Source organism: Thioalkalivibrio sp. ALE21, assembly GCF_003208255.1.
GTDB classification, from domain to species: domain Bacteria; phylum Pseudomonadota; class Gammaproteobacteria; order Ectothiorhodospirales; family Ectothiorhodospiraceae; genus Thioalkalivibrio; species Thioalkalivibrio halophilus.
Window position 1 is genome coordinate 1 of record NZ_QKMA01000012.1, and the last position, 25,593, is coordinate 25,593.

A 25,593-nucleotide genomic window follows, 5' to 3' on the forward strand; every position below is an offset into this window, starting at 1 on the left:
GTCCGGTCTTCCACCTCGGTGCGCCGGCGGCGCCACTTGCGCACCGTCATGCGACTGATGCCGTAGCGCCGGGCCAGTTCCGGGTCGCTGACGCCGGCCGGCGCCTCCTGCAGTTCCTGCCGGATCCGGGGTGTGGTGCGGGCGTTGGAATGGATGGTACTCGCCATGCGGTCAGCCTCCCGTTCGCTCATCGGGCACAATACTCATCCACTCCCGGGCATGAAACAGGGGTGCCTTCTCTCGCGGTATGCAATCAGGCGAGACCTGACAACTACAAACAAGTGAGCGACGACCGTTCCCATGGCCAGGTTGCGGGCGGCATCGAATCGCCCTGCACGATTCAGCAGGATTGCTACCGGGTACCCCCCGGCGAAGAAGAGATTCGCCAGAATCAGCGGAAGGAAATAGACGGCATCGTGCGTGAGGTAAAACAGCAGGTACAACGTTGTCAGAACGAGTGACATTGTGGCAGTCAGGTTGGTGATCAGCACCTGGCGGATCACGGCCGGCGATTGGTGGTGAGCGCCGGTCGGCAATTTTGTCCTGAACCAATCCAGCATGACCTGACTCCTCGCCGCTGTAGGGTTTGTTCCGTGACTTCAGGCAGGGCGATGGCGGGCGAACGCCTGGATGGGAATGCTGCCGTGGGGGGTTATGGCGTTGTGAGCGCCTCGGCTACTACCCGGTCGCGGCCGGCTTCCTTGGCACGGTAGAGCAGCTGGTCGGCCGTGTGCACCAGCATCGCGGCGCCGGTTTCTTCCGGGCCGGGCTGCAGGGCGGTGGCGCCCACGCTCACCGTAACCCGACCTGCGGGGGCGGCCTCGCTGGGGATGGCGAGTTCGTGTACCGCCGCGCGAATCGTCTCGCCCGTGGTGCGGGCCCCGTCCAGATCGGTGTTTGGCAGGACGCAGACGAATTCCTCGCCGCCGTAACGGGCGGCCAGGTCGGTGGGGCGCCGGGTCGAATCCGCGACCGTGCCAGCGACGGCGATCAGGGTTTCGTCGCCGGCCTGGTGGCCATAGTGATCATTGTAGTGTTTGAAGTGATCGATATCGAGCAGCAGGAGTCCCAGCGACGTTTCGCTGCGGGCGGCATTCTTCCATTCGCGTTCCAGGGTGTGTTCGAAGTGACGTCGGTTGGCCAGGCCGGTGAGGCCGTCGATGCTGGAGAGGCGGTTGAGCAGGTCGCGCTGGCGCTTGAGTTCCAGGTGGTTGCGGATGCGTGCCTGGACGATGGAGGGCCGGAACGGCTTGGTGATGTAATCCATGGCGCCCAGGTCGAGGCCCCGACGTTCGTCTTCCTCGCTGTCCATGGCGGTGACGAAGATTACCGGGATGCCGCGTGTGGCTTCGTCCGCCTGCAGCCGCCGGCAGACTTCGTAACCATCCATGCCTTCCATCTGGACGTCCAGGAGGATCAGGGAGGGCTGCACGGTTCGAGCGCGCTGGAGTGCCTGTTCACCGTCGAGGGCGACGCTGACCCGGTATTCGTCGCGCAGCATCTCGTGGAGCATCTGCACGTTGATGCGTTCGTCGTCGACCACCAGGATGCGCGGCGGTTCGTCGGTGGCCATGGGGCTGTTCTCAGGTGTCATCGGCAAGGATCCGGTCGAGGCATTCGAGCGCCTGTTCGAACTCGAAGGTGTCCAGGTGTTCCCCGAGTTCGTCGAGCTGCGGATGCTGTTCCGCGGCCAGGGCTTTGCGCAGGGCGGGCAGCAGATCGGCGGCCTCGGGATCGAATTCACCGAGCCGCGTGCGCAGGGTCCGGAGAAGGGCCCGGGCCTGGTCGGGATCGGCGTTGGTGTCCGGTGCCGAGTCGGGCGGCGTGCCTTCGGGCGGCCCTTCCAGGGTCGTGAGGGCATCGAGTACCTGCCGGAGCGCGTCTGCGAACGCATCCACGGTGGTGGTGTCGGGGGTGCCCTCGCGCAGCGCGGCGTTCAGCGCGCCGGCGGTCCTGGCAAGCTCGGGTAGCACCAGGTTGGCGGCGGTGCCCTTGATCAGATGGGTGAGCCGTTCCGCACCGGTAAGATCCCCCGATTCCAGCATCTCCCGCAGGCGGTGGTCGGCCTCCCGGTTGTCGTGCAGGAATTCCAGCAGCAGACGTCGGTAGAGGCCGGTATTGCCGCCCAGGCGTTGCAGCCCGGTGTCGACGTCTACCCCGGGCAGGTGCGCGGGCAGTGCAGCGCTGGTGTCTTCCCCGGTTGTTGCCGAGTCTCCGGTGTCTTGCGCGGGATTCGCGGCGGCTGCTGTTTCCTCCGCCGCGGGTAGCCAGCGCGCCAGCATGGTGTGCAGGGTATCCGGCTGCACCGGTTTGGAAAGGTAGTCGTTCATGCCGGCGTCGAGGCAGCGTTCGCGATCACCGGACATGGCGTGCGCAGTCATGGCGATCACCGGCAGCGACTCCAGACCGGGCCGGCGGCGCAGATTGTGGGTGGCGTCGTAGCCATCCATGACGGGCATCTGTACGTCCATCAGCACGAGGTCGAAGGTGCCCGATTCGAGTCGATCCAGCGCCTCCTGCCCGTTGTTGGCGACTTCCACCGTGACGCCGGTACCCTGCAGCAGTTCGCGGGCTACCTGCTGGTTGATGGGGTTGTCCTCGACCAGCAGTACGTGGCCGACCAGCGAGGCATCGGTCGGTGCCGGCGTGTGTCTTCGGGGAACCGGCGCGTCTGCGGGACCGGTGCTCAGGGTCTCCAGCAGGGTGTCGTGCAGCCGGGAGGGGGTGAAGGGTTTGAGCAGCAGTGCGTCGAGCTCGTCGCGGTCGATGTGGGTGAGCAGCTCTTCGCGACCGTAGGCGGTCACCATGATCACCGTTGGGGGGGGCGGCAGTTCGTGGTCCTGGCGCAGGCGGTGTGCCACCTGGACGCCGTCCATCTCCGGCATGCGCCAGTCCAGCAGCACGATGTCGTAGGGTGACTCGTCCTCGCGCGCCGCGCGATCGATTTCCGCGAGGGCTTCCCGGCCGCCGGCCACCTCGGTGACCTCGGCGCCGAAGTCGCCGAGCATCGCGCGCAGCACCTCGCGGGCGGAGGGGTTGTCGTCCACCACCAGCACCCGCCGCTGATTCAGGGCATACGGGTTGACAGATTGCAGGGTGTTTTCGGCGCTGCGGGCCAGGCGCACGGTGAAATGGAATTCCGTGCCTTGCCCGGGCTCGCTCTGCACCCCGATGCTCCCGCCCATCATCTCCACCAGGTGGCGCGAAATGGCCAGGCCGAGGCCGGTGCCGCCGAACCGGCGGGTGGTGGATGCATCCGCCTGGCTGAACGACTGGAACAGCCGTTGTTGCTGTTCCGGGGTCAGGCCGATACCGGTGTCGCGCACGGAAAAGCGCAGTTCCACCTCGTCCCCGTGGTCCTCGACCAGGGCAGCCTCCACCACCACTTCTCCCTTTTCGGTGAACTTGACCGCGTTGCCGGCCAGATTGTTAAGGATCTGCCCGAGGCGCAGGGGGTCGCCCTTGAGTGCACGAGGAACGCTCCGGGAAAAGGCGATCAGGAACTCCAGACCCTTCTCCTCGGCGCGCGAGCCGACCACGGCTGACAGGTTGTTGAAGACGGTGTCGAGGTCGAACGGGACCTGCTCCAGCTGCAGGCGGTTGGCCTCGATCTTCGAGAAATCGAGGATGTCGTCGATCAGTCCGAGCAGCCCGTTGGCGGCCGTCTGCTGGCGTTCCAGATATTCCCGCTGCTGTTCCCCCAGCTCGGTGCGTGCCAGCAGGTGCCCCATGCCGATGACCGCGTTCATCGGCGTGCGGATCTCGTGGCTCATGTTGGCCAGGAACTCGCTCTTGGAGCGGGTGGCTTCCTCCGCCTCCTGTTTCGCCTGCCGGAGGCCCTCTACGGCGCGGCGGCGGGCGAACGTGCCGGCGATGATCTCGGCGACCAGCTTCAGCGCGCCGATCTGCTCTTCGGACCATTCGTGTCTTTGAGCCACCATGTCGTAGCCCAGAAAACCGTAGATCCGCTGGTCACTGATCAGGGGCAGGTTCAGCAAGGACTGAATGTTCTGGTGCTCGAACTCGCGCTTTTCCGGCAGGTCGTCGGGAAGTTCGGCGATATCCGGAAGGTGGATGGTCCGCCCCTTCAGGATTTTGCTTGTTGCCCAGGCGTGGATGTCCACGGGGGTCGATTGCACACGCTCGAGCTGGGGAGCCACGCCTTCGTTGCACCATTCGTGGGTGTTGGTCATCGTGGCGAACGACTCGTCAAAGCGGAAGATATAGCTGCGGTCGGCGCCCAGGAACGCCCCGGTACGCTCCAGGGCGCGGTCGATGGCGGCGTCCACCCCCTCTTCAGGGAGGTTGACCAGCTCCGCGGACACGTCGGCCACCATGGCCTGCAGGCGCTCCTGGTTGCGGCGCGCCAGTTCTGTCCGGCGTAGCTCGGTGACCTCCACCAACACCATGAGGGTCTGGTCGCCCAGGGGCGTGGCGTGGAACTGGAACGCGCGGGTGGCGCCGTCGCGGCAGTGCACCCAGGCCTCGAGCGGTTCGATTTCCGTGCCTTCCGCGCTGGCGCGCTCCAGACGCTGGTTCCATTCGTGGATTACGTAGGCCCGGTACTCGGGATCGGGGTAGGCCAGCGGCAACCAGTCGGCGATACAGTCCACCTCGCCGGTGGCGTAGCCGATGCGCTCGTGCCACTTGCGGTTACGCATGACCAGGTGCTGATCGGGGCCCTCGGTGACGCTCATGGGCACCGGCAAGTTTTCGATCATGCGCTCCAGTGTGTGCCGCGCCTCGCTCTCCTGAAAAGCGGCCTGGTAGCGCTGGTTGGCCTCCATGTGCTTCCAGGCGGAGATGTCCCGCCACTGGGCGTGTACCAGTGGTTCGTCGCCCCGATCGTCCAGGCGGGTCAGCAGCACCTCCACCGGGATGTCCTCGCCGCTGGCGGTGCGGTGCAGCCACTCGAACCGGTGCCAGCCCTGTTCGAGTGCCGTCCGGACCATGTGTCCCGCCGCGTTCAGCGAATCGCGTCCGTCGGGCTGATGCGGCGGCGAGAACGCCGCCGGGCTCTGACCGGTGATTTCGGCCGGGTCGTCGTGCCCCAGCATGCGCGCGGCGGCGTGGTTGGCCTCCAGGATGCGGCCATCGGTATTCACCAGGAGCATGCCGTCCGGGTGTGCGGCGAACAGCGTCTCCAGGGGGGTTGCGCGGGCCTGGTTCATGGCTTTCGCTCACCCGTTTCCGGTCCACCCCGGGAGCAGAGTTCGCGTACCTTGCGATCCAGTTCGGCAACCACGGTGTCCAGGAAGTCGCCTTCCGCCGTAGTGGTCACGTAGGGGTCCATCACCGTCGAGCGCAGGCAGTCGAGGGTTTCCGGCTGGCCGTCGAGACCAATTCGATGGGCGAAGGTATCCATGAACGTGTCGCCGTAATCTTTTCGCGCGAACTCGGTGCGGGTGATCATCAGGGGCGGGCCGTCGTCCCGGATCGGTTCCGGTGGATTGAAGGCGACGTGGAAGGCGTCATAGACCCCGGCGTTGAGCTTCGTGAAGCGCTCGGGGTCACTGTTGGGATGACCGTCCGCCCGGAGCGGGTTGAAGACATAGTCGACGATATTCAGGTCGGGCCCGATATTGCGAAAGTAGTCGGCGTCCGGCCCGTTCAGGAGTTCTTCCGGGGAACGTCCGGCCAGCTCCTGGCAGCGGTAGTAGTCTCTCGAACGGTCGAGACCTTCCTGTTCGTCCGGCAGCGGGGTAAGCGGTATGCATTCATAGACCTGATTGTCGACGTTAAGGGCCATGAGTTTGAGGAACAGGCGTTTGGCATTGGCCATGGAGCGACGGACGATGCGGCCGTAACCGGACACGGTGGGACGGATGACGCGGTGACTCAGGTAGACGGCCGTCGAGGCGGCACCAGGTTTGGAGCCTTCCAGTCCGAAAATGCCAACCGTGGGCTCGCCGGGCTTGACCGAGCCGGTACCCCCGATATAGCTCCCCGTGAAGGTGGTGAGGCGGCGCAGCTCGCCGTTGCGGTAGATCAGGGCGCCGGCCGGGTACTGAACGTAACCCATCTTGTGCGGATCGACCGTGATCGAGTCGGCTTCCCGAAGCTTACGGTATTGCGCCACCACGTAGTCGCTGATCGGCACGTCGGAGACGTCGTCGATATAGGGCTCTGGATCGGTGGGGATCGGCAGGTCGGGGTCGCGTTCCGCATCGCGTGCGGAGCCGACGAATCGATAGTCCCGGCGAAGGGCGGAAACCACGTAGCCACCCCAGGCGGCATCGGCGTGCACGTTGAAGTCCATGCCCTGGCGTCGGCAGGATTCACGCTCCTCGAGAATAGTCTCCAGAGGATCCACCGCGCTCTCCTCGGTGCTGCCCAGCACTGTCACCACCATCGCCACGGGTTGGCGGTTGGCGCGGCACTTGGCCAGGGCGGCTGCAAGTCCATCCTGCCCTGCCACGGGCTGGCGGGCACGGGCGTCGACCCGGATGAAATGCAGAGCCTGCATGCCGAAGCCCGTGACGGCCGCGGCCTTCGGCCAGCTGTAGTGGCGGGTGGAAGGCGTGAAGAGTACCGGCGGTCCGGCGGCCCGTGAAAGCGGTGGCGCGTTCAGTTGGTCGTCCCGCTTGCGAATCTCTTCCCACATGCCGTGCGGTCCCAGGGTGTTCAGGGTATATGGCATGGCAAGACTCCACACCTGGAATGCCGAATCCAGTCCGGCCTGCTCGGCGATCTGGCGGGGCAGGTCCAGGGTGGTGTCCATCGGCAGATTGAACAGCGGCCAGGAAGGGATCTTCCGTAGCGGCCGTGTTTCACCGTCGAGCATGGTGACCTCGAAGTCGCGCACGGGATAGAGGGCATGAGGAGGGTCAGACTCGGCGGCGTGGTCCAGCAGCAAGGCCAGGGCAAAGGGCAGGTAGCTTTGCTCACGGACAGCCCAGGTGGACTCGATATTGGCGATAGAGCCGTCCGCGGTGATGTGAGCCCATGGATCGCCGTACTCGCGTTCCGGGTAACCCACCATGCGGCACAGGTCCCAGCCCAGCAGTATGGCCAGCGGCGTGGTGGCCGTGGAAGCCTGAATGGTGACGTTGTTGGGGTTGTGCAGCATGGCGGCAAAATAGCCGGCCAGCGCGGGCAGGGTGTTGTCCCACAGCATGTGGCGCTGGTAGCGGAGGCTCGCGTACGGGGTGGAGTAACGTTCCAGGAACTGCACCAGCTCCTCGAAAGCCTCCTCGAGCGCTGTCACGGCCTCTCGATACGCGGGTTCATGCCGGATCGCTTCGGTGATGACCGGCGGATCACCGAAGCGATCGGAGAAATCACGGCGGAAATCGAACGCACTGTCCAGCGCCCGCTGGATCAGCCGTTCGAGCAGCTCGGCATTCTCGGCGTTGGGGCCGAGGAACCAGGCCGCCGTCCGGCCGGGAGAGCCGGCCGTGATGTCGGGTATGGGCCACGACTGGTCGCTGCGGTTGTCCACCAGATCCGGGTGTGCGAAACGGCGCCAGTTCATCAGCGAATCCTCCGGTACGATCGGGCGTTACGGGCCCGGTGTGGCCGCGGACATAACCCTTCAAGGTTTCGGGTTGAAAAATATCACCGAACCGAAAGAAAAGAAACAGATTGAGTGAGGGTTTGTGCGGGGAATGGTGATCAGCGAGGTTCGTTTCTGGCATACCAGTGGCAAACATGGCTGTTGCCACATTCGTTATGCTGGCAGCATGTCGGTGGGCGAAGGCTATTCGTTGTCGTCGCGCAGCAGCGGGCGCATGGCGTCGAGCTCGTCGCGGATGGCCTCGGCGGCGCGCTCCTCCATGCGGCGGTAGCGGGCGAGGACGTCCTCGCCCAGCGGCGTGACCCGCGCGCCGCCGCCCCGGGTGCCGCCGCGGGCGGTGTCCACCAGCGGTTCGCGGAAGCTGCGGTTCATGGTCTCCACCAGGTTCCAGGCCCGGCGATAGGACATGCCCATGTCACGCGCCGCAGCGGAGATCGAACCCGCGCTCCGGATCGCCTCCAGCAGGCGTGCCTTGCCCGGTCCCAGGGCCGTCACCTCGCCCAGCAGGATCCGCAGGCGGGGTGTCGGGTCATGCCGGTTCTGGCTGTTGGGGGCGCTGTCGGGGTTGTCGGGGTCGCTGCTCATGGCTGGCCATGGTCGAAATCTGCGGGGATGGTGCCGTGAAAGGCCGCGGATTGCGAGGCGTGTGGCGGGTACGGGCCCGGGGTGGGCCCGGCATGGTTCCGGGATGCACCGGGCGGGCGGCGCGGTGCGGCGGTATCTGCGAGACTGAGGACATGGTGAGCAAGCTTTCCAGATCGGTCCCGTTTCGCGTCGGCCGCGCCGACCTCGACGTCCGGTGGCGGTTGCCCCGTTCGCGATGAGCGCGACGATGGCCCGTGAAGAAGCGGCGGCGCTGGAGGATCTGCTGGGGCCGCTGGATGCGGCGCTGTCCTCGCACGGGGCGGCGGTACTGGTGGCCGAGCCCGGGGCGGGCAAGACGACGCGCGTGCCGCTGCATCTGGCCTCCGGGGAGTCGCCCGGGCGCGTGGTGGTGCTGCAGCCGCGGCGCCTGGCCGCGCGCATGGCGGCCACGTTCATGGCCGGGCAGTGCGGCGACGCCGTGGGTCAGACGGTGGGTTATCGGGTGCGCGACGCGCAGCAGGTGTCGGCGCAGACCCGGGTGGAGCTGGTCACCGACGGGATCTTCCTGCGCCGCATCCAGGCCGACCCGCTGCTCGAGGGCGTCGATACCCTGGTCTTCGACGAATTCCATCTGCGTCGGCCGGAGGCGGAACTGGCGCTGGCCTTCGCGCTGCAGGTGCGCCGGCTGCTGCGCCCGGAGCTGCGCATCGTGGTGATGTCGGCCACGCTGGATGACGATGCGGTGGCGCGCCTGCTGGCCGGGGGCGGGCCAGACGGCGGCTCAGAGGGCGGGGCCGAACCCGTGCCGGTGCTGCGGGCGCGCGGCCGGCAGTTTCCGGTGGACGTGCGGCATGCGCCGCCGGCGCCGGACGCGTCGCTGGCGGATGCGGTGGCCGGGGCGGTGCGCGAGGCGCTGGCGGCCGAGAGCGGGTCCCTGCTGGTCTTTCTGCCCGGGGAGCGCGAGATCCGCGAGGTGGCGGCACGCCTGGAAACGGGCGGGGACGCCGCACTGGACACGCCGGCCGGTCGTGTGCGGGTCGTGCCGCTGTTCGGCCGTCTGGCCGCGGAGGAGCAGGCGCGCGCGGTGCAGCCGGCCCCGGCGGGCGAACGCAAGGTGGTGCTGGCCACCGACATCGCCGAGACCAGCCTGACCATCGAAGGCGTGCGGGTGGTGGTGGATGCGGGGCTGGCCCGCGAGCCGCGTTTCGACCCGGCCACCGGGCTTTCGCGCCTGGTGACGGTGGTGGCCTCGAAGGCTGCGGCCGAACAGCGTGCCGGGCGTGCCGGACGCACCGAACCCGGCGTCGCGATCCGGCTGTGGGCGCGGGCGGACGAGGTCGCCCGGCCGGATTACGCAACCCCGGGACTGCGCCAGGTGGACCTTCTGCCGCTGGCGCTGGAGCTGGCGGGCTGGGGCGAGCCGGTGGCCGGGCTGGACTGGCTGGAACCGCCCCCGGCGCAGGGACTGGCCTCGGCGCAGGCGCTGCTCGCGGAACTGGGTGCGGTGGACGCAGCGGGGCGCATCACCGATCACGGACGCGCGCTGCTGCGCCTGCCGACCCATCCGCGGCTGGCGCACATGCTGCTGCGTGCGCAGGAACGTGGGTGGTCGCGGCTGGCCTGCGAACTGGCGGTACTGGTGGAAGAACCCGGGCTGGTCGGGCCGCAGGCCCCGCTGGATCTGGAGTTGCGGCTGGAGCGGGCGCGGCGCGCGGGCGGACGGACCTGGCAGCGATCCCTGCGGCGTCTGGAACAGGGACTGGAACGGGGCGCGGGCGCGGCCGGAGTCGGCGAAGCGGCGGCGAACGAGGCAATGGACGAGTCCGCCGCCCCGGGCGTGCTGGCCGCGCTGGCCTGGCCGGAGCGCATCGCCCGGCGCCGTGGCGGCGCGGCCGGGCGTTTCGTGATGGGCAACGGCCGCGGCGCGGTGCTGCCGGAGCGCGAACGCCTGGCGCATGCGGAATTCCTGGTGGCGGTGGACTGCAGCGATGCCGAACGCGAGGCCCGCATCCGCTGCGCGGTGGCGCTGGATCCGGCGGAGCTGGAACGCGAGGCGCCGGAGCTGTTCCACCGCGAGACCCGCTGCGACTGGGTGGAGGACGGTGCGCGCCTGGAGAATGCGCGCATCCGCCGGGTCGGGACGCTGGTGATCGAACGGCAGATGATCGCGCTGGAGGATCCCGCCGACACCGTTGCCCCGTGGTGCGCGCGGCTGCGTCGCGAGGGGCTGGAGCGGCTGCCGTGGGACGCGGCGGCGAGCCAGCTCCGCGCGCGCATCCGCCTGCTGCACGAGGCGATGCCGGAGGCGGGCTTTCCGAATATGGACGATGCCGCGCTGCTGGCGGACCTGGAGCAGTGGCTGGGCCCGTATCTCGCCGGGATCACGCGGCGGCGCGATCTGGAACGCCTCGATCTGGCGGCGATCCTGCGCGCACGCCTGGACTGGGCGCAGCAGAAGCAACTGGAGCGCGAGGCGCCGGCGCGCATCGAGGTGCCGTCCGGTTCCGCGCACCGGGTCGACTACACCTGCGACCCGCCGGTGCTGGCGGTCAAGCTGCAGGAGCTGTTCGGTCTGACCGACACCCCGACGGTCGCCGGCGGCCGGGTGGCGGTGATGCTGCATCTGCTGTCACCGGCCGGGCGCCCGGTACAGGTCACTCAGGATCTGAAAAGCTTCTGGGCGAACGGCTACCCGGAGGTGCGCCGCGAGCTGAAGGGGCGCTATCCGAAGCATCCGTGGCCGGAGGATCCGTGGAACGCGCCGGCGACCCGGCATGCGAAGCGGCGGTGATCGCGGGGACCGCTCCCCCGGAGTCCGGCTCCGGCTCGGGTCCACGATGCGGCGCGCGGCGTTCTCGGGTAGTGTCGCGTTCAGCACCACTGCGAGAAGATTCCCCCGATGCTGAAGTTCCTGACCGCGATCCTGATCCTGCTGTTCATCTGGTGGCGGGTGTCGCGCTGGCTGGAGGTGCGCCGGCGCCGGGCACGCGGCGAGGACATCTCCTACGAGGTGCGGATCAAGGGTTATCGGCCGATCACCATCCTCAGCGTGATCTTCCTGATCCTGTACGGGGGGTATGTCGTCTGGTACCTGCTGACGGAACATCTGGGACTGCTGTAGTCCGTTCGTCCCGCAAGCGGTGTGCGGGGCCTCGCCGAGGAGAGGCCCCGCGGGTCGAGCCGCGGGTCAGCAGTCCCCGATGCGCTCGCCCTCGATCTCCATGATGATCGTCATCGGGCCCATGGGGCTGTCGACGTCGGTGGTCATGGTGCCTTCGGAACGCGTCCCCATGAAGCGCATCTCGCCTTCCATGGTGGCGCGGCCGCCCTGCGGATCGGTGCAGGTCATGGCGAAGTCGGCGCCGTCGGAGCGGACGTCCACGTGATCCAGGGTGCATTCTTCCGGAACCTCGATGACGTCCTCGCCCTTTTCGATGTCTTCCTGCGTCACGCATTCGCGGGTGACTTCGACCTGGTCCTGCATCTGGGGCATGCCTTCGATGGTGGTCGTATGGGTGTACTCCCATTCGCCGGGTTCGATGTTGGGGGTCTCGGCCTGGGCGGCCACGGGCAGGGCCAGCAGGGCCAGCGGGATCAGGAATCGCAGCATGACGGTTCTCCGGATGCGGAAAAGGGCTTTCCCGATCCATCTTGCATGGGGGCCGGAGGTGTGGCAACTCTGCATTTGCAGGGGAAGAGGAGTACGCAATGACGGGACGCTGGTGGTTGCCTCTGGTCGTGGTGCTGGTCGCGATCGGGGGGTGGCGCGAACTGGTGGAGGAGGGGGCGGAGCAACCGGGGAATCCGGTCACCACCCTCGCGGAGCATCCGGTCGCTCCGGGATGCCGGCTGCCGGTGAGCTTTCACCTCGACCGGGTCGACGCCGAGTTCGGACTGTCGGAGCGCGAGGTGCGCGCGGCCCTGCGCGATGCCCGGGGGATGTGGGAGGAGACCACTGACGCGGAGCTGTTCCGTGAGGAAGAGGGTAAGGGGGTTGCGGTGCGGCTGGTGTTCGACGAGCGTCAGGCTGCGGCCCTGCGGCGGGATCAGGCCCGGACGGGCCTGGAGGAGCTGTATGCGGAGATCGAGCGCCGGCGCGAGCGTCTGGATCACGCACGTTCCGCGCTGGAGGCGGATATCCGGCGCCATGACGAAAACCGACAGGAGCTGGCGGAACGTCAGGCGGCCCACCAGCGCGACGTGGCCTCATGGAATGCCGGAGAAGGGCGCCGCACCGAGGCGCGTCGTGCGCGGCTGGAGCGCGAAGCGGAGGCCATCGAGCGCCAGCGGCGCGAGCTGAACCACCGGGCCGAGCGGCTGGGCGAACGCCGTGATGAACTGGAGGACCGCCGAGCGGAGCTGGACGCGGCGATCGCGGACTACAATGCACGTGCGGACGGCCATAACGAACGCTCGCGCGAGGCGAGCGGATTCAACGTGGGATTGTACGAGCGCTCCGGCGAAGGGCGTTCGATCACCGTCTATCAGGCTACCGATCGCGAGCAGCTGACGCTGGTGCTGGCGCACGAGCTGGGGCATGCGCTGGGCATCGGCCACGTCGCGGATCCGGCCGCGGTGATGCACGCCAGTCTGGGTGCCGAGAATGCGGGGCGCGAGCGGCTCGCGGAGGCCGACCGGCGTGCGCTGGAACAGGCCTGCGACGTGACCACCGAGTCCACCGGGCCCACCGGGCCCGCACGGGGTCAGTAGCGGTAGCGCAGCCCTGCCGACAGGATGTTCACCCGCCCGCGGGTGCTGCCGCTGTATTCCACCGTGCCGGTGTCGAATTCGCGGGTCAGTTCGATGTCCTCGCTCGACACGTGGACGTAGGAGTAACCGAGGTCGACGCTCAGTCGTTCCGACGGATGCCAGGAGGCCCCCAGCGACAGCCAGGTGCGGTCGCCGTCCGGGGTTCGGGTCGAGCGATGGCTGTCGCGGGTGGGGGTGCGGTCGTACTGGATGCCGCCGCGCAGGGTCCAGGCCGGGTTGAGCTCGTATTCGGCCCCGATCGCCAGCGCGTAGCTGTTGCGATAGTCCTGCTCCAGCTCCTGTTCGGCCAGCGGGTGGTTGGACTCCACCGCGATCTCGTCGAAATTCGACCAGTTGAACCAGGTGTACTGCAGCAGCCCGGTCCAGCGTTCGTTGAAGCGATGGCTGAGCGCGGCGCTGGCGATGTCCGGGAGCTTGAGGTCGGCCTCGCCGGTGGCCACCACCGGCCCGGTCAGCGGCGGGCCGTTCTCCGGCATGGCGACGCGCGCCGTGCCCTTGAGCGTGTGGGTCACCCCGCTGCGATAGTGCAACCCGAGGCGAGTGGTGTCCGCGAGGTCGATCAGCACGCCGAGGTTGTACCCCACGTCCCAGCTGTCCCCTTCCAGGCGGTATTCGCCGTCGAGTGCCGGGTCCGGACCAATCGGGTCCGGGATGGCCGCACGCAGCGTGGCATCGGCGTACTGCAGGTCGATGCCGCCGCCGACGGAGACCCGATCGCTGACCTGCACGGCGATGCTGGGCTGCAGATTGAGCACCCGCAGGTCGGTCTCCAGCGAGTCGTAGCGGGCGAAGAAATCGTCGTCATACTCGCCCTTCAGTCCGAAATGGGTGCCCAGGCCGAAGCCCAGCCATACGCGATCCGACTGTGGCTCGGCCCAGTAGAAATTGGGCAGCGGGGTGGGGTCGTAGGGGTTGTCGCCCTCGCTGCCTTCCACGGGGAGCGTCTGGCCGTTGGCATTCGTGAAGCTCGAGCCGTCGTTGCGGGTGCTGGAGCGCGGGAACAGCAGATGCGCACCGGCCTGCACCTCGGCGCTTTCCAGGCGGGTCATGCCGGCGGGGTTGAAATAGATGGTGCTGGCGTCGGAGGCGATGGCGGCCTCGCCGGCATAGGCCCGGCCCAGGCCGGTCACCCCCTGTTCCTGCAGGTAGAAGCCGGCGGCCAGCACGGTGGCCGGGGCCAGACCGAGCGGCGCGGCGATGGCCGCGGCCGCGAGATGGCGCGCTCGAACAGGCATGGTTCCCCCCTTCACACCCGTGACACGGATTCTCGCGATCCGACTGGCAGCCGAAGGTAGCGACCCCGCCGGCCGGACACAAGGGCCGGCTTAAGGAAACACTGATCAATGTACACGCTCGCGCTCGAGTCGCTTTTGCGTGGGAACAAGGCGCGGCGACCGCCGTGCAGTCATTCTGCACAAGGGAGCCGCAACGCCGTGCGCGCGCAAAAGCGGTCGAGCCCCTGCATTCAATAACTTGTGGGGGTTGGCACCCCGGGTTCCCCGATCCTGCGTTGCGGCCCTTGCCGGTAGAACCACTACCGGCTGCGTACCGCGCCTTGTCTCGGAAAACCCGGGGTGCCAACGCGAGCGTGTACATTGATCAGTGTTTCCTTAAATCAGCAGCAGGGCGAGCCCGATGCCGGCGGCCGCCGCGCCGCCACCGGCCAGCCCCAGGGTGCGGGCGGTGAAGCGGCCGATCACCGGGCGTGCCCGTTCGCGCCGGGTGAAGGCATCCTGCACGGCGACCAGCGCAGTGATGGCGCCGGCGACCAGCAGGATGATGCCGAAGATGTCCAGCAGTGCGGCGTATTCCATGAAGCTCCCGGGCGAACGACGGATCCTGCATCATGGATCATGCGTTGCGTTCCCCCATTTCGCATCCCAACCCTGATCTCACCGGGGTTGGTTGTGAACGGGGTCTCAGTGCTCGAAGGTGGTAATGACCATTCAGGATAGTGGGTTGTCAGGAGACAGCCAATCGGGAGGGATCTCATGTCATCGTTCTTGCTCAACCATTCGCAGCACGCACGTCACTGGTTTCGGTCGGGCCTGGTGGCCGCCGGCGCGGCCATATTGATGGCCTGCAGCCCCGGTGAAGGGCAGTCCGAGGTGCCCGGGGTGGAGGCGTCCGCGCTGGCGCATCCGGAGGAAGCGGGCGAACTGGTGGTGGTCACCCGCAACGCACCCACCGCCTGGTTCTACGACCGCCATACCGAGACCGCGGGCCCCGAACACGATCTGGTGGAGGCGTTCGCCGACGCCCGCGGCTGGGACGTCGAGTGGCAGGTGGTGGATTCGGTCGATGCCGTGCTGCGGGCCCTCGCCTCGGGAGAGGTCCACATGGCCGCGGCCGGGCTCACGCACCTCGAGTCGCGCGATGCTGATTTCCTCCGCGGGCCGCAGCACACCGAGGTGACCGAGCAGGTCGTCTGTCATCGCGACCAGCGCCCGCAGCCGCAGACGGCCGCCGACCTGGACGGGCTGGAGTTGGCGGTGAGCGCCAGCAGTGCCTACGTGGAAACGCTGCAGGCGCTGGAGGAGCCCGTGCCCTACCGTGCCGAACCCGAGGGTACCGAGCGGCTGCTGGCGGCCGTGGAAGAGGGCCGGCTGGACTGCACCGTGGCGGATTCGCATATCGCCGAACTCAACCGGCGGATGTTCCCGCATCTGGAAGTGGCCTTCGACCTGAGTGACGTCCGCGCGATCGGCTGGTACCTGCACCCCGATTTCGAGGGCCTGGCCGCACAGGCGAGCGCCTGGATGGACACCGACGAAGGGGCGCAGGCCCGCGCCCGGGTGGACGAGCTGTACTACGCCTATGTACCCGAATTCGATTTCGTCGACCTGCGCGCGCTGACCCGGCGCATCGACCAGCGGCTGCCGGATTTCCGCCCGGTGTTCGAGGAGGCCGCGGACGAGCACGAACTGCCCGCCGACTTGCTGGCCGCGCTGGCCTACCAGGAGTCGCACTGGGATCCGGAAGCCCGCAGTCCCACCGGGGTGCGCGGCCTGATGATGCTCACGCAGCGCACCGCGCAGGAGCTGGGCATCGAGGATCGCCTGGATCCGGAGCAGAGCATTCGCGGCGGGGCGCGTTACCTGCGTCAGATGCACGAGCGCCTGGATGAGGACATCCCGGAACCGGACCGCACCTATCTCGCGCTGGCCAGTTACAACATTGGCCGCGGGCATCTGCTGGACGCGCGGCGTCTGGCGCGCGAGCTGGGCCGCGATCCCGACCGCTGGGCGGACATGCGCGAGGTGCTGCCGCTGCTGACCGAGGAGCGTTACTACAGCAACCTGCGTTACGGCTATGCGCGTGGCTACCAGCCGGTGTACTACGTCCAGCGCATCCGCAATTACCGCGACGTGATCCGGCCGGTGTTCGTCGAGGACGAATCGGCGCCGCTCACCGGGCCGCGGGTGGCGCTGGACTGAGCACGCGCCCGGTCAGCTCCTCCAGGGCCCGCGCCCAGGCCGGCAGCAGCGCGGTGGTTTCCAGCGCCGAGACGTCCACCGGTGGCGGCAGGCCGTCGGTGAGCCAGCCGTCCAGTCGCGCGGCCAGGGCCTCGGAGTCGCCGGTCGGATAGCGGTACTCGCAGGGGTACTGTTCGGGGTAGCAAAGGGCGTCCGGGACCAGCGGGCGGGCGCCGGCGGCGCTGGCCTCCAGCATCGACAGTCCCTGGAATTCGTGTGCGGTGCTGCTGACCACGATGCCCGCGCGCCGCAGCAGGGCGTCGTATTCCTCCCGTGGCACGCGCCCGTCGGCGACGATGCATGCACCGAAACGCTGCCGTATTCGTTGCAGGGCGTCGGGGGGCGGTTCCGGGCGCGGACCCAGCAGGGCCAGGCGAAAATCCCGCCCGCGCGCGGCCAGTCTTTCCAGCGCCTCGGCGAAGAGTTCCGGGCGCTTGTCGTATTCCCAGCGATGGTTCCACAGGATCAGCCCCGGGTCACGTTCGGGTGTGCCCCCGTCGGGTCGCCGCGGCGGCGCGACCGGGACCGGGAGTACGCGCGCCCGCTCGGCCAGGCGCTCCGGGACGCCGGGCGGGACTGCGTCGGGCATGCGCCGCAACAGGGCTCGCAGGCCGTCGAGGAAGGAGTCGCGATTGAATGCGGAGTTGAATGCGATGCGCCCGGCCGACAGCGCGCCGTAGACCTGCACTATCTGCGGCTCGATGGAGCGCACCTGATGCTCGCCGACCGGGTAGGCGAACTGGTTTTCGTGGAAGTAGTACAGCGCGGGCAGGCCCGCCAGCGGCGGGTGCAGGCCCCGCAGCGTGGCCAGATCCACCATCGAGGTGGCAACGATCGCGTCGGCCCGCACGCCTTCCAGCGCATCCAGCCAGGAGATCGGGTTGCCGCGGATGCGCCAGCGGAAATGGCGCCCGGGCAGCTCGAAGCGCTGCCAGTCGATCCCGGGAAAGGCGGTCACCAGGGCGTCCGCCCACGCGGCATGGCTGTCGGCACGATAGGCCGACAGCAGCAGCACGCGTGGACGCATTTCCCGGTTCATTCGGACTGCGCTCTGCCTCAGCCGCCGGCCGGGGCCGTCCAGCGTTCGCCCTGCATCGGTTCGTCCACCGGTGTGGCGGCGATGTGGTTGGTGTAGTTGGACAGGGTCTTGAGGCCGATGGCGAGGATGACCTCCAGCATTTTCTGCGGTGTGTGGCCGGCCTCCAGAAAGGCCTGCTTGGCCGTCTCGTCGACCCAGCCGCGGTGTTCCAGCATGGCCCGGGCAAACCCGCGCAGGGCCTCCAGCGCGGGGTCCTCCAGCGGCCGGTCCTCGCGCAGGGCGTCCACCACCGAATCGGCGACGCCGGCCATGCGGCCGGTCATGCTGTGGGCGGCCATGCAGTAATCACAGGCGTGGAAACGGCTGACGGTGAGCAGCAGCACGGCCTGTTCCTCGCCGCTCAGCGAGGTCTGCTGCAGGAGTTCGTTGAGATCGAGATAGGCCGCGGCCAGGGCCGGGACGGTGGCCATCTTGCGGATCAGGTTGGGGACCATGCCGAAGGTGGCCTCGGCGCGGTCGAAACTGGCGGCCGCCGCGGGGGCCGATGCGCGGTCATGCAGGGGGAAATCGGATTCGGTCGTCATGGCGCGTCTCCGTCGGGATGGGTGGTGAGCAGCAGGTCCTGCAGCGCCGGGGCCAGACGCAGGATGGTGTCCGCGTCCTGTTCCGCCCGTGCCATCAGCAGGATGCCCTCCATCAGCGCGAGCCAGTGATCGGCGAGGCGGGCGGTGTCGGTGCGTGCGTCCAGTTCGCCGTGCGCCACGGCCGCGTCGAGGGCCGCGCGGAATTGCGCGCGGATCGCGTCCAGATGGCCCTGCATGGCTGCCCGCAGGCGTGGGCTCTGCGTGCCGGTTTCCACCGCCAGGCTGCCGAACGGGCAGCCCGGCAGGCGGCCCTCCGCGGCCTGCATGCGGGCCTGGAATGCGTGGATCGCGCCGACGAAGGCGGTGACCCGCTCGCGCAGTCCACCGGGGCCGCGCAGGGCGGGCTCCAGGACTTCCGCTGTGAACTCGGTATACAGCGCCTCCAGCGTGGCGATGACCAGATCCTCCTTGCCCGGGAAGAAGTGATACAGGCTGCCCCGCCGCACGCCGGCGCGCTCGCAGATGCCGGCGATGCCCACCGAACCGTAGCTGCGGGTGAGCACGAGACCGCGGGTGGCATCCATCAGGGCCTGTCGGCTTTGGTCTCCGGTCGTCATGATCTACAGTCTAGTTGACCGATCGGTAAACGCAAGGGGAGGGAATCCAATGGGAGATCCAACGAACGAAGCGAAAGGCCTTGAGGGCGGCGTTTCGGATGACGGGGCCCCGGGTACCTCCGGTGGATCGGCCACGTCGCCGGTGCATGTGCCAGTGCGGTATCGCAGGACATGGGAGGATGGCTTCGGCGCGCGCGGCTGGAAGCTGGCCCTTCCCGGACTGGGCGAGGATGTGATTGCCGCGACGCCGTTCACCGGCGAACGCATCCCCACCTCGGTCTTCGTGCATGACATCGTGGATCACCATCTGTGCGGCTTCGCGCTGTCCGGTTACCTCGACGAGGCGGGGGCGCTGATGCAGCTGGCGCTGCGCACGGGCTCGGATCCGGTGGAGGACTATCGTCAGATGATCGACGAGGACCTGCTGCCCGGGCGTCCGGTCGCGGACGACTGGCCGGCCCTGTTGCCGCAAGCCCTGCGGCCCGGCACGGATACGCGCCCCGATCCGGAACATCTGCGCGGGCTGGCGCAGTGGGCGGGGCAGGGGGCCCTGCGGGCACTGCTGGTTGCGGGTTTCGTGCAGGCCGGGTACGCGCGTCTGGCGAGCGCGCGCGCGAACTGGGAAGGATACGGTCTGGACGTGCGGGCCCGGGAGGCGATTGCGCTGGCGCTGCAGCGCCTGTTCGAACGTCTGGACGAACGCATGCTGGCGGGCGACGTGCGGCACGCCGAGGGGGAATTCGAGATCACCGACCGGCGGGTGGTTTATCGCGATGCCGGCGGAGCGTCGGAGGACGCGGAGATCGTGAGGGAAGACCCCGCCGATGCGTGACCGGCGGGGTCGGGACGTGCCCGTGAATCAGCTCATCACGTGCGCGTCGCACCAGCCGGCTTCGTTGACCAGGACGTTCTGGAAGTCCTGGTGGAAGCAGCCGCCCCAGCCGTCCGGGGCATCCGCGTTGGCGTTCCAGAAGGCGCAGTTGTCGCAGCGCGCGCCTTCCTGGAACTGCGGGTGATCCGCGGCATCGGCCGCGTCGTTGACGTAGTCGTGGGCGTGACCGTCTTCGGCCTTCTCGTCCGCGGCGTGGACGGACTGCGTGCCCATCAGGCTCACCACCGGAATGGCGGCCACCGCGGCGGATGCGCGGCGCAGGAAGGCACGGCGATTGGCGTTGTGCTTGTCGGACATGGAAAACCTCCGTACTTGCGTAGGCTTGTGAATGTTCTTCGCTGACAACGTCCGGTGTTCTTTACTGTGTATTCCGGACGCTGCTTTCGAGTGTTACAGACGATGAGGGTTCCCGGCCAGATCCGGGATCCGTGTCGCGGGGCTCCGGTCTGCACATGGGCCTCAGCCTGAGTAGATGACATGGGGTCGCGGGAAATTCCTTCCGCTCCCGCCGGTGCGGTCGATCGGTACCGCCTCCGGCAGGCTTGCGGGGCACCAGCACCTGCCCCGGGCAGTTTTACGGATCGGGTGTCAGCGTTAAACTACCGTGAAACACAAGCTTTTCCGGGAGTTCGACATGCAGGTACGCAGGATGATGTTCGCAATGGCCGCCGCTCCGCTCCTGGCGGTCGGCACCGCCAGCGCCGACGGGATGGGGCTCAACCCGAGCTTTGCGGTGATGGGGGGTGGCCTCTGGACCACCGACTCCGATCTGCGAGATGACCCGGCCTATGGTCTGGAAATCGGCGCCGACTGCCTGCTGTTCCAGCCGGACAACGGCGTGCTGCGCCATCGTCTGAGCGTGACCGAGTTCGACGACGGCCCGCTGCGGATGACCAGCACCGAACTGAACACCCACTGGGAGTTTGAAGTTGCCGACAGCGTGACCATGGGCTTCGGGCCCGGGCTGGGCTATGTGAACACCAAGCTGGACGGTGACCGCAACGGTCTGTGGGCCGGGCAGTTCGGCGGCTCGGTGCAGTACGACGTGGACGACACCCTGTTCGTCGGCATGGAAGCGCGCTACCAGATCACCGAGAGCGATCGCTTCGCCGGCTCGCGCGAGGACATGGACAACATGCGCGTGATGGCCAAGGTCGGTTTCAATTTCTGAACCGGCAGGGCCTTCACTGAGAAAAAGGGCCGTCCCGGGCGACCGGGGCGGCCTTTTTTGTGCGTTCTGTCACGGAATCGGCGGGCTTGTGGCCGGCGCCGAACTCCGACAGGATTGAACCATGACGCACCAACCACCCGGATGAAGCCCGCCCATGGATGAATCCCGTCCCGATGCCCCTGACACCCCTGACACGCCCGGCGGCTCGGGGGACGATACCGGTGCCAATACTCCGTGGCATGCACTGGAAGCCGACGAGGCCCTGCGGCGCCACGACGCCGCACGCGAGGGGCTGAACGGCGACGAGGCCCGTGAACGGCTGGAGCGTTTCGGCCCCAACGCGCTCAAGCCGCCGGAAAAGGCCGGGGTGCTGCGGCGTTTCCTGCGTCATTTCCACAACATTCTGATCTACATCCTGGTGCTGGCGGCCATCGGGACCGCCCTGCTGGGCCACTGGGTGGACACCGGGGTGATCCTGGCGGTGGTGCTGATCAACACGCTGATCGGCTTCGTCCAGGAGGGCAAGGCGGAAAAGGCGCTGGACGCGATCCGCAGAATGCTCTCGCCGCAGGCGGTGGCCTTGCGCGATGGCGAACGCCGGGAGGTTCCCGCGGATACCCTGGTGCCGGGGGATATCGTCTATCTCCAGGCCGGGGATCGCGTGCCGGCCGACGTGCGGCTGTTCGAAGCCCGCAACCTGCAGGTCGAGGAAGCGGTGCTGACCGGGGAGTCGGTGGCGGTCGAGAAGGATACGGCCGCGGTCGACGAAGGCGCCGATCTGGGCGATCGGCGCGGCATGGCGTTCTCCGGCACGCTGGTGTCCTTCGGCCGGGGTACCGGGGTGGTGGTGGCCACCGGCGGCGATACCGAGATCGGGCGCATCTCCACCATGCTGGGCGAGGTGGAGAGCCTCGAGACCCCGCTGGTGCGCCAGGTGGCGCAGTTCGGCCGCTGGCTGGCCGGCGTCATCATCGTCATCTCGGCGGCGACCTTTGCCTTCGGCTTCTGGGTGCGCGATTACCCGCTGGACGAGATGTTCCTGGCGGCCGCCAGCCTGGCGGTGTCCACCATCCCCGAGGGCCTGCCGGCGATCCTGACCATCGCCCTGGCCATCGGGGTGCAGAAGATGGCCCGGCGCAACGCGATCATCCGCAAGCTGCCGGCGGTGGAGACGCTGGGTTCGGTGTCGGCGATCTGTTCCGACAAGACCGGGACCCTGACCCGCAACGAGATGACCGTGCAGGCGCTGATGACCGGTGCTGGCGAATACGGGGTCAGCGGGGTCGGTTATGCGCCGCACGGCGATTTCACGCGTGACGGGGTGGAGGTGGAGCCGGCCGATGCCCCGTGTCTGGAAGAGGTCCTGCGTGCGGGATTGCTGTGCAACGACGCAGAGGTTTTCGAAAAGGACGGCCAGTGGGTGATGCAGGGCGACCCCACCGAGGGGGCGCTGGTGACAGCGGCGTTCAAGGCCGGCCTGAGCACACGCCACGAGCACGAGTGCCTGCCGCGAACCGACGTGATCCCGTTCGAATCGGATCACCGTTACATGGCGACCCTGCATCACGACCACGACGGCCACGGGCGCATCTATCTGAAAGGGGCCCCGGAACGGGTGCTGGAGCTGTGCGAGCACCAGGCCACCGCCGACGGTCGCGAGCCGCTGCGGGCGGATGAATGGCATGCGGCGATGGACGCGATCGCGGCACGCGGTCAGCGCCTGCTGGCCATCGCCCGGCGCGAGACCACCGCCGAGCAGCGCGAGCTGACCTATGGTGACGTGGAGCAGGGTGGATTCATCCTGCTGGCGCTGGTGGGGATCATCGATCCGCCCCGCGACGAGGCGATCGCCGCGGTAGCCGAGTGCCAGCGGGCCGGGATCCGGGTCAAGATGATCACCGGCGACCACGCGGCCACCGCGCGGGCGATCGGCGAGCAGCTGGGCCTGCGCGGCGAGGGCGGCACGCTGACCGGCCAGCAGCTGGAAGCCATGGATGACGCCGAACTGGCGCGCGCGGTGGAGGATACCGATGTGTTCGCACGCACCACGCCGGAGCACAAGCTGCGGCTGGTCAGGGCGCTGCAGGGCAACGGCCGTATCGTGTCCATGACCGGGGACGGGGTGAACGACGCCCCCGCGCTCAAGCGCGCGGATGTTGGCGTGGCCATGGGGCGCAAGGGGACCGAGGCGGCCAAGGAGGCCTCCGAGATGGTGCTGGCGGACGATAACTTCGCCTCCATCGCGCATGCGGTGGAAGAGGGCCGTACGGTCTACGACAATATCCGCAAGGCCATCCTGCACATGCTGCCCACCAATGCCGGGCAGTCACTGACCATCATGATGGCGATCCTGATGGGCCTGGCCCTGCCGCTGACCCCGGTGCAGGTGCTGTGGGTCAACATGGTGACCTCGGTGACCCTGGCGATGGCGCTGGCCTTCGAGCGCACCGAGCCGGGGGTGATGGGCCGTCCGCCGCGTGCGCCGGACACCCCGCTGCTGTCGGGGTTTCTGCTGTGGCGCATCCCGTTCGTGGCGATCCTGCTGTGGCTCGGGACCTTCGGCCACTTCGTGTACATGGAGGAGGTGCTGGGGGTGGCCGATGACCTCGCCCGCACCGTGGCCATCAACACCCTGGTGGCCGGTCAGGCCTTCTACCTGCTGAACCTGCGCCTGATCCATCAGCCGGTGCTGGCGGGTGGCGAGCTGTTCCGCTCGCGGGCGATGTGGATCGCCATCGGGGTGCTGGTCGTGCTGCAGCTGGCGTTCACCTACGTGCCGGTGATGCACACCCTGTTCGGCACCACTGCGATCGATGCCGGGGACTGGGCGCGCATCCTGCTGTTCGGGCTGGCGGTGTTCCTGATCGTGGAGGGCGAGAAGCTGGTGTTCCGGCGCATGGGCTGGGCCGGGAACTGACCGCGCCGGTCGGGTCCGGTCAGTTCCCGCCCCGCCCGGTATCAGTCGGTGTGGGTGACCCACTCGCGGCCGGTGGCCTCTTCCCAGTCTGCGGGCGTGGGGGTGTTGCGGTCGTAGTCCAGCCAGGCCTCGTAGACCTCGTCGGGCCAGTGCGACTGCAGCCAGTAGATGATGGCCTCGGCGTCTTCTTCGTCGATCTGTTCCTCGAACGAGGGCATGGTGCCGCCACGGGCCTGGCCGCCGTAACGGATCATGTCCTTGAGCTGCCACCAGGGGTGGTGCCAGGTGTGGGCCGAACCGTCGAGCGGCGGCGGGGGCCAGTTGCCGTCTTCGTCCGGCTGGTGCCAGTTCTCCGCCCCCTCGCGGTCCTCGCCATGGCAGGCCGCGCAGTACTGCTGGTAGAGGTGCTCGCCGCGCGCGAGGATCTCCGGGTTGTCGGTGCGTTCGCGGTGTTCCGGCTCGCCGGACCAGAAGCCGCCGTCACAGCCGGTCACCAGCAGGGCCAGGGCCAGGGCGAGAAGCGGGGACGTTCGCAGGGTCGCGGTCATTCGGCTTCTCCTTCGTCCGGCGCGTCGTCCCCGCCGAAGGCATCACGGACCCCGTCCCAGGCGTCGCGCGAGCCGTCGCGGATGCGGCCCCAGGCGTCCCGCGACCCGTCGCGCACGCCATCCCAGGCCTCGCGGGAACCTTCGCGGACGCCGCCCCAGGCCTCGCGCGAGCCGTCCCGCACGCCTTCCCAGGCCTTGCGCGAGCCTTCGCGGATCGACCCGCCGGCGCGCCCGCTGCGCAGTTCCATGTCGTCGTACCAGGCGGCCAGGGCATCGCGTTCGTCGTCCAGGGCCTGCAAGGCCCGTTCGCGGTTTTCGCGCGTGGCGTCGGCGAGATCGTCCCAGGTCTCGCTGGCCTCCCGGTGCAGGCGCTGCAGGGTGTCATCCATCGCGTCCAGGGTATCCCGGGTGCGTTCGCGTGCGGTCTCGTCGCCTTCTTCGGCATCGCGCTGCAGCTGCTCGCGGCGCTGCTGCCAGTCCTCGCGCAGGCTCTTCATCGACTCGCTGGTGGTTGCGGCAGCGGTGGTCCCGTCGCCGGATTCCGCCCAGGTGGCCGGTGGCAGCGCCAGCAGGAGCCCGAGCACGGCCAGGAGTAACAGTCGGGTGGCTGGATTGCGGGTCATGAGGAGTCTCCGGATGCCTCGATTTGTCCACCATGGTAGACGAGTGCGGCCCGGTGTAGTTTCCCCAGTTCCGTGCGCGACGGCCGACCAGGAGGTGAATCCGTGAATTTCGACGCTTTTGTCCGCGGTGCTCCGGGCCTGTCCGTGATCATCCCCGCGTGGAACGAGGCGGAATGGCTGCCGCGGACCCTGGCCGCGGTCCAGGGGGCGCTGGCCGGTGTCGAACGGGCCAGCGAGATCATCGTGGTCGACAATGCCTCCACGGATGCCACCCCGGAGATCGCGCAGCGCGCGGGCTGCCGGGTGGTGTACGAGCCGGAGCGCAGGATCAGCCGGGCGCGCAATGCGGGTGCCGGGGCGGCTCGCGGGCAGTACCTGCTGTTCGTCGATGCCGACACCTGGCCCGGTGCCGAACTGCTGCAGGCCACGCTGGACGCGCTCGACAGCGGAAGGGTGTGCGGCGGTGGCGCCCGGGTCGCCTTTGATCATCTCGACCATCGCATCTATCGCTGGGGCGCGGCCGTATGGAACGCCCTCTCCGCGCGCCTGGGGCTGGCCGCGGGTTGCTACGTATTCTGCACCCGCGAGGCGTTCGCGGCCGTGGGCGGTTTCAGCGAGGCGGTCTATGCGGGCGAGGAGGTGTTCCTGTCACGGGCACTGAAACGCCGGGGACGCGCGCAGGGTCAGCGCTTCGAGATCCTGCAGACGCCGGTGCTGACCTCCGGGCGCAAGGAGGACTGGTTCCACCCTGCGCGCCACGTCCTGGTGGTGCTGCAGGTGCTGCTGTTGCCCTGGAGCCTGCGTTCGCGGCGTCTGAGCTGGTTCTGGTACACGCGTCCCCCGCGCAAACCCTGA

The 25,593-nt window shown here is 68.3% G+C and carries 23 protein-coding genes; 8 read left to right on the top strand and 15 right to left on the bottom strand.

The window, feature by feature from the left end; translation table 11 throughout:
* From D893_RS10025 to D893_RS10050, 6 genes are all read right to left on the bottom strand, one after another.
* On the bottom strand, positions 1–191 hold a 191-nt coding region (locus tag D893_RS10025; protein ID WP_246863901.1), incomplete at its 3' end, for a helix-turn-helix domain-containing protein.
* A 12-nt stretch (positions 192–203) separates the two neighbouring features.
* Positions 204–560 carry a hypothetical protein gene (locus D893_RS10030; protein ID WP_110619713.1) on the bottom strand — a complete coding sequence of 119 codons (357 nt, stop codon included), beginning with the start codon at positions 558–560 and terminating at the stop codon, positions 204–206.
* Between the two features lie 92 nt (positions 561–652).
* Positions 653–1,573 carry a diguanylate cyclase gene (locus D893_RS10035; protein WP_110619714.1) on the bottom strand — a complete coding sequence of 307 codons (921 nt, stop codon included), beginning with the start codon at positions 1,571–1,573 and terminating at the stop codon, positions 653–655.
* A gap of 10 nt (positions 1,574–1,583) precedes the next feature.
* Positions 1,584–5,171 carry a response regulator gene (locus D893_RS10040; RefSeq protein ID WP_110619715.1) on the bottom strand — a complete coding sequence of 1,196 codons (3,588 nt, stop codon included), beginning with the start codon at positions 5,169–5,171 and terminating at the stop codon, positions 1,584–1,586.
* Positions 5,168–7,474, bottom strand: coding sequence for a pyridoxal-dependent decarboxylase (locus D893_RS10045; RefSeq protein WP_110619716.1), 2,307 nt, complete (start codon positions 7,472–7,474; stop codon positions 5,168–5,170). Before D893_RS10045 ends, D893_RS10040 begins: the two co-directional genes overlap by 4 nt.
* A 225-nt stretch (positions 7,475–7,699) precedes the next feature.
* A complete protein-coding gene (locus D893_RS10050; RefSeq protein WP_110619717.1) occupies positions 7,700–8,101 on the bottom strand; it encodes a LysR family transcriptional regulator in 402 nt (133 codons plus the stop codon).
* A gap of 247 nt (positions 8,102–8,348) precedes the next feature.
* Between D893_RS10050 and hrpB the strand changes: the two genes are divergently transcribed.
* The gene (gene hrpB, locus D893_RS10055; RefSeq protein WP_110619718.1) at positions 8,349–10,892 is read left to right on the top strand and encodes an ATP-dependent helicase HrpB; all 2,544 of its coding nucleotides are present in this window, start codon (positions 8,349–8,351) and stop codon (positions 10,890–10,892) included.
* A gap of 108 nt (positions 10,893–11,000) precedes the next feature.
* The gene (locus tag D893_RS10060) at positions 11,001–11,222 is read left to right on the top strand and encodes a hypothetical protein (RefSeq protein WP_018870091.1); all 222 of its coding nucleotides are present in this window, start codon (positions 11,001–11,003) and stop codon (positions 11,220–11,222) included.
* A 66-nt stretch (positions 11,223–11,288) separates the two neighbouring features.
* On the opposite strand, the gene D893_RS10065 is transcribed toward D893_RS10060, so the two are convergent.
* Complete coding sequence (locus D893_RS10065) at positions 11,289–11,711, bottom strand: DUF3617 family protein (protein ID WP_018946474.1); 423 nt, start codon at positions 11,709–11,711, stop codon at positions 11,289–11,291.
* A 98-nt stretch (positions 11,712–11,809) separates the two neighbouring features.
* On the opposite strand from D893_RS10065, the gene D893_RS10070 reads away from it, so the two are divergent.
* Complete coding sequence (locus D893_RS10070) at positions 11,810–12,811, top strand: matrixin family metalloprotease (protein ID WP_110619719.1); 1,002 nt, start codon at positions 11,810–11,812, stop codon at positions 12,809–12,811.
* Here the strand turns inward: D893_RS10070 and D893_RS10075 are convergent.
* The gene (locus D893_RS10075; protein ID WP_018946472.1) at positions 12,805–14,106 is read right to left on the bottom strand and encodes an outer membrane protein transport protein; all 1,302 of its coding nucleotides are present in this window, start codon (positions 14,104–14,106) and stop codon (positions 12,805–12,807) included. The two genes, D893_RS10070 and D893_RS10075, sit on opposite strands and share 7 nt — an antisense overlap.
* Before the next feature lie 375 nt (positions 14,107–14,481).
* Entirely contained in the window at positions 14,482–14,685 is a 204-nt protein-coding gene (locus D893_RS10085; RefSeq protein WP_018946471.1) for a DUF3185 family protein, read from the bottom strand.
* 177 nt (positions 14,686–14,862) lie between these two features.
* Here D893_RS10085 and mltF point away from each other — a divergent pair, with 177 nt between their 5' ends.
* Complete coding sequence (mltF, locus tag D893_RS10090; protein WP_018946470.1) at positions 14,863–16,308, top strand: membrane-bound lytic murein transglycosylase MltF; 1,446 nt, start codon at positions 14,863–14,865, stop codon at positions 16,306–16,308.
* Here mltF and D893_RS10095 read toward each other — a convergent pair.
* Genes D893_RS10095 through D893_RS10105 form a run of 3 tightly spaced genes read right to left on the bottom strand, consistent with a single transcriptional unit; the run spans position 16,280 to position 18,554 of the window.
* Positions 16,280–17,386 carry a DUF3524 domain-containing protein gene (locus D893_RS10095; RefSeq protein ID WP_038036002.1) on the bottom strand — a complete coding sequence of 369 codons (1,107 nt, stop codon included), beginning with the start codon at positions 17,384–17,386 and terminating at the stop codon, positions 16,280–16,282. The two genes, mltF and D893_RS10095, sit on opposite strands and share 29 nt — an antisense overlap.
* 17 nt (positions 17,387–17,403) lie before the next feature.
* Complete coding sequence (locus D893_RS10100; RefSeq protein WP_018946468.1) at positions 17,404–17,970, bottom strand: carboxymuconolactone decarboxylase family protein; 567 nt, start codon at positions 17,968–17,970, stop codon at positions 17,404–17,406.
* Positions 17,967–18,554, bottom strand: a complete 588-nt coding sequence (locus D893_RS10105) for a TetR/AcrR family transcriptional regulator (RefSeq protein ID WP_018946467.1) — start codon at positions 18,552–18,554, stop codon at positions 17,967–17,969. Before D893_RS10105 ends, D893_RS10100 begins: the two co-directional genes overlap by 4 nt.
* 82 nt (positions 18,555–18,636) lie before the next feature.
* Here D893_RS10105 and D893_RS10110 point away from each other — a divergent pair, with 82 nt between their 5' ends.
* Positions 18,637–19,419 (top strand): hypothetical protein, encoded by a 783-nt coding sequence (locus D893_RS10110; RefSeq protein ID WP_024328532.1) that lies wholly within the window; start codon positions 18,637–18,639, stop codon positions 19,417–19,419.
* 27 nt (positions 19,420–19,446) lie between these two features.
* Here D893_RS10110 and D893_RS10115 read toward each other — a convergent pair whose 3' ends face one another.
* A complete protein-coding gene (locus D893_RS10115) occupies positions 19,447–19,776 on the bottom strand; it encodes a high-potential iron-sulfur protein (protein WP_018946465.1) in 330 nt (109 codons plus the stop codon).
* A gap of 337 nt (positions 19,777–20,113) precedes the next feature.
* On the opposite strand from D893_RS10115, the gene D893_RS10120 reads away from it, so the two are divergent.
* Positions 20,114–20,650: an outer membrane beta-barrel protein gene (locus tag D893_RS10120; protein WP_019589264.1), complete on the top strand. Its 537-nt coding sequence runs from the start codon at positions 20,114–20,116 to the stop codon at positions 20,648–20,650.
* A gap of 154 nt (positions 20,651–20,804) precedes the next feature.
* Positions 20,805–23,567 (top strand): cation-transporting P-type ATPase, encoded by a 2,763-nt coding sequence (locus D893_RS10125; RefSeq protein ID WP_110619720.1) that lies wholly within the window; start codon positions 20,805–20,807, stop codon positions 23,565–23,567.
* A 41-nt stretch (positions 23,568–23,608) separates the two neighbouring features.
* On the opposite strand, the gene D893_RS10130 is transcribed toward D893_RS10125, so the two are convergent.
* Complete coding sequence (locus tag D893_RS10130) at positions 23,609–24,115, bottom strand: cytochrome c (protein ID WP_018946463.1); 507 nt, start codon at positions 24,113–24,115, stop codon at positions 23,609–23,611.
* Entirely contained in the window at positions 24,112–24,738 is a 627-nt protein-coding gene (locus tag D893_RS10135) for a hypothetical protein (protein ID WP_018946462.1), read from the bottom strand. The genes D893_RS10130 and D893_RS10135 overlap by 4 nt, the downstream gene beginning before the upstream one ends.
* Positions 24,739–24,840: 102 nt before the next feature.
* Here D893_RS10135 and D893_RS10140 point away from each other — a divergent pair, with 102 nt between their 5' ends.
* Positions 24,841–25,593, top strand: a complete 753-nt coding sequence (locus D893_RS10140) for a glycosyltransferase (protein WP_110619721.1) — start codon at positions 24,841–24,843, stop codon at positions 25,591–25,593.

Coding starts and splice junctions, on each gene's coding strand:
- D893_RS10030 (WP_110619713.1), bottom strand. CDS start 560: ATGCTGGATTGGTTCAGGACAAAATTGCCGACCGGCGCTCACCACCAA.
- D893_RS10035 (WP_110619714.1), bottom strand. CDS start 1,573: ATGGCCACCGACGAACCGCCGCGCATCCTGGTGGTCGACGACGAACGC.
- D893_RS10040 (WP_110619715.1), bottom strand. CDS start 5,171: ATGAACCAGGCCCGCGCAACCCCCCTGGAGACGCTGTTCGCCGCACAC.
- D893_RS10045 (WP_110619716.1), bottom strand. CDS start 7,474: ATGAACTGGCGCCGTTTCGCACACCCGGATCTGGTGGACAACCGCAGC.
- D893_RS10050 (WP_110619717.1), bottom strand. CDS start 8,101: ATGAGCAGCGACCCCGACAACCCCGACAGCGCCCCCAACAGCCAGAAC.
- hrpB (WP_110619718.1), top strand. CDS start 8,349: ATGGCCCGTGAAGAAGCGGCGGCGCTGGAGGATCTGCTGGGGCCGCTG.
- D893_RS10060 (WP_018870091.1), top strand. CDS start 11,001: ATGCTGAAGTTCCTGACCGCGATCCTGATCCTGCTGTTCATCTGGTGG.
- D893_RS10065 (WP_018946474.1), bottom strand. CDS start 11,711: ATGCTGCGATTCCTGATCCCGCTGGCCCTGCTGGCCCTGCCCGTGGCC.
- D893_RS10070 (WP_110619719.1), top strand. CDS start 11,810: ATGACGGGACGCTGGTGGTTGCCTCTGGTCGTGGTGCTGGTCGCGATC.
- D893_RS10075 (WP_018946472.1), bottom strand. CDS start 14,106: ATGCCTGTTCGAGCGCGCCATCTCGCGGCCGCGGCCATCGCCGCGCCG.
- D893_RS10085 (WP_018946471.1), bottom strand. CDS start 14,685: ATGGAATACGCCGCACTGCTGGACATCTTCGGCATCATCCTGCTGGTC.
- mltF (WP_018946470.1), top strand. CDS start 14,863: ATGTCATCGTTCTTGCTCAACCATTCGCAGCACGCACGTCACTGGTTT.
- D893_RS10095 (WP_038036002.1), bottom strand. CDS start 17,386: ATGAACCGGGAAATGCGTCCACGCGTGCTGCTGCTGTCGGCCTATCGT.
- D893_RS10100 (WP_018946468.1), bottom strand. CDS start 17,970: ATGACGACCGAATCCGATTTCCCCCTGCATGACCGCGCATCGGCCCCC.
- D893_RS10105 (WP_018946467.1), bottom strand. CDS start 18,554: ATGGATGCCACCCGCGGTCTCGTGCTCACCCGCAGCTACGGTTCGGTG.
- D893_RS10110 (WP_024328532.1), top strand. CDS start 18,637: ATGGGAGATCCAACGAACGAAGCGAAAGGCCTTGAGGGCGGCGTTTCG.
- D893_RS10115 (WP_018946465.1), bottom strand. CDS start 19,776: ATGTCCGACAAGCACAACGCCAATCGCCGTGCCTTCCTGCGCCGCGCA.
- D893_RS10120 (WP_019589264.1), top strand. CDS start 20,114: ATGCAGGTACGCAGGATGATGTTCGCAATGGCCGCCGCTCCGCTCCTG.
- D893_RS10125 (WP_110619720.1), top strand. CDS start 20,805: ATGGATGAATCCCGTCCCGATGCCCCTGACACCCCTGACACGCCCGGC.
- D893_RS10130 (WP_018946463.1), bottom strand. CDS start 24,115: ATGACCGCGACCCTGCGAACGTCCCCGCTTCTCGCCCTGGCCCTGGCC.
- D893_RS10135 (WP_018946462.1), bottom strand. CDS start 24,738: ATGACCCGCAATCCAGCCACCCGACTGTTACTCCTGGCCGTGCTCGGG.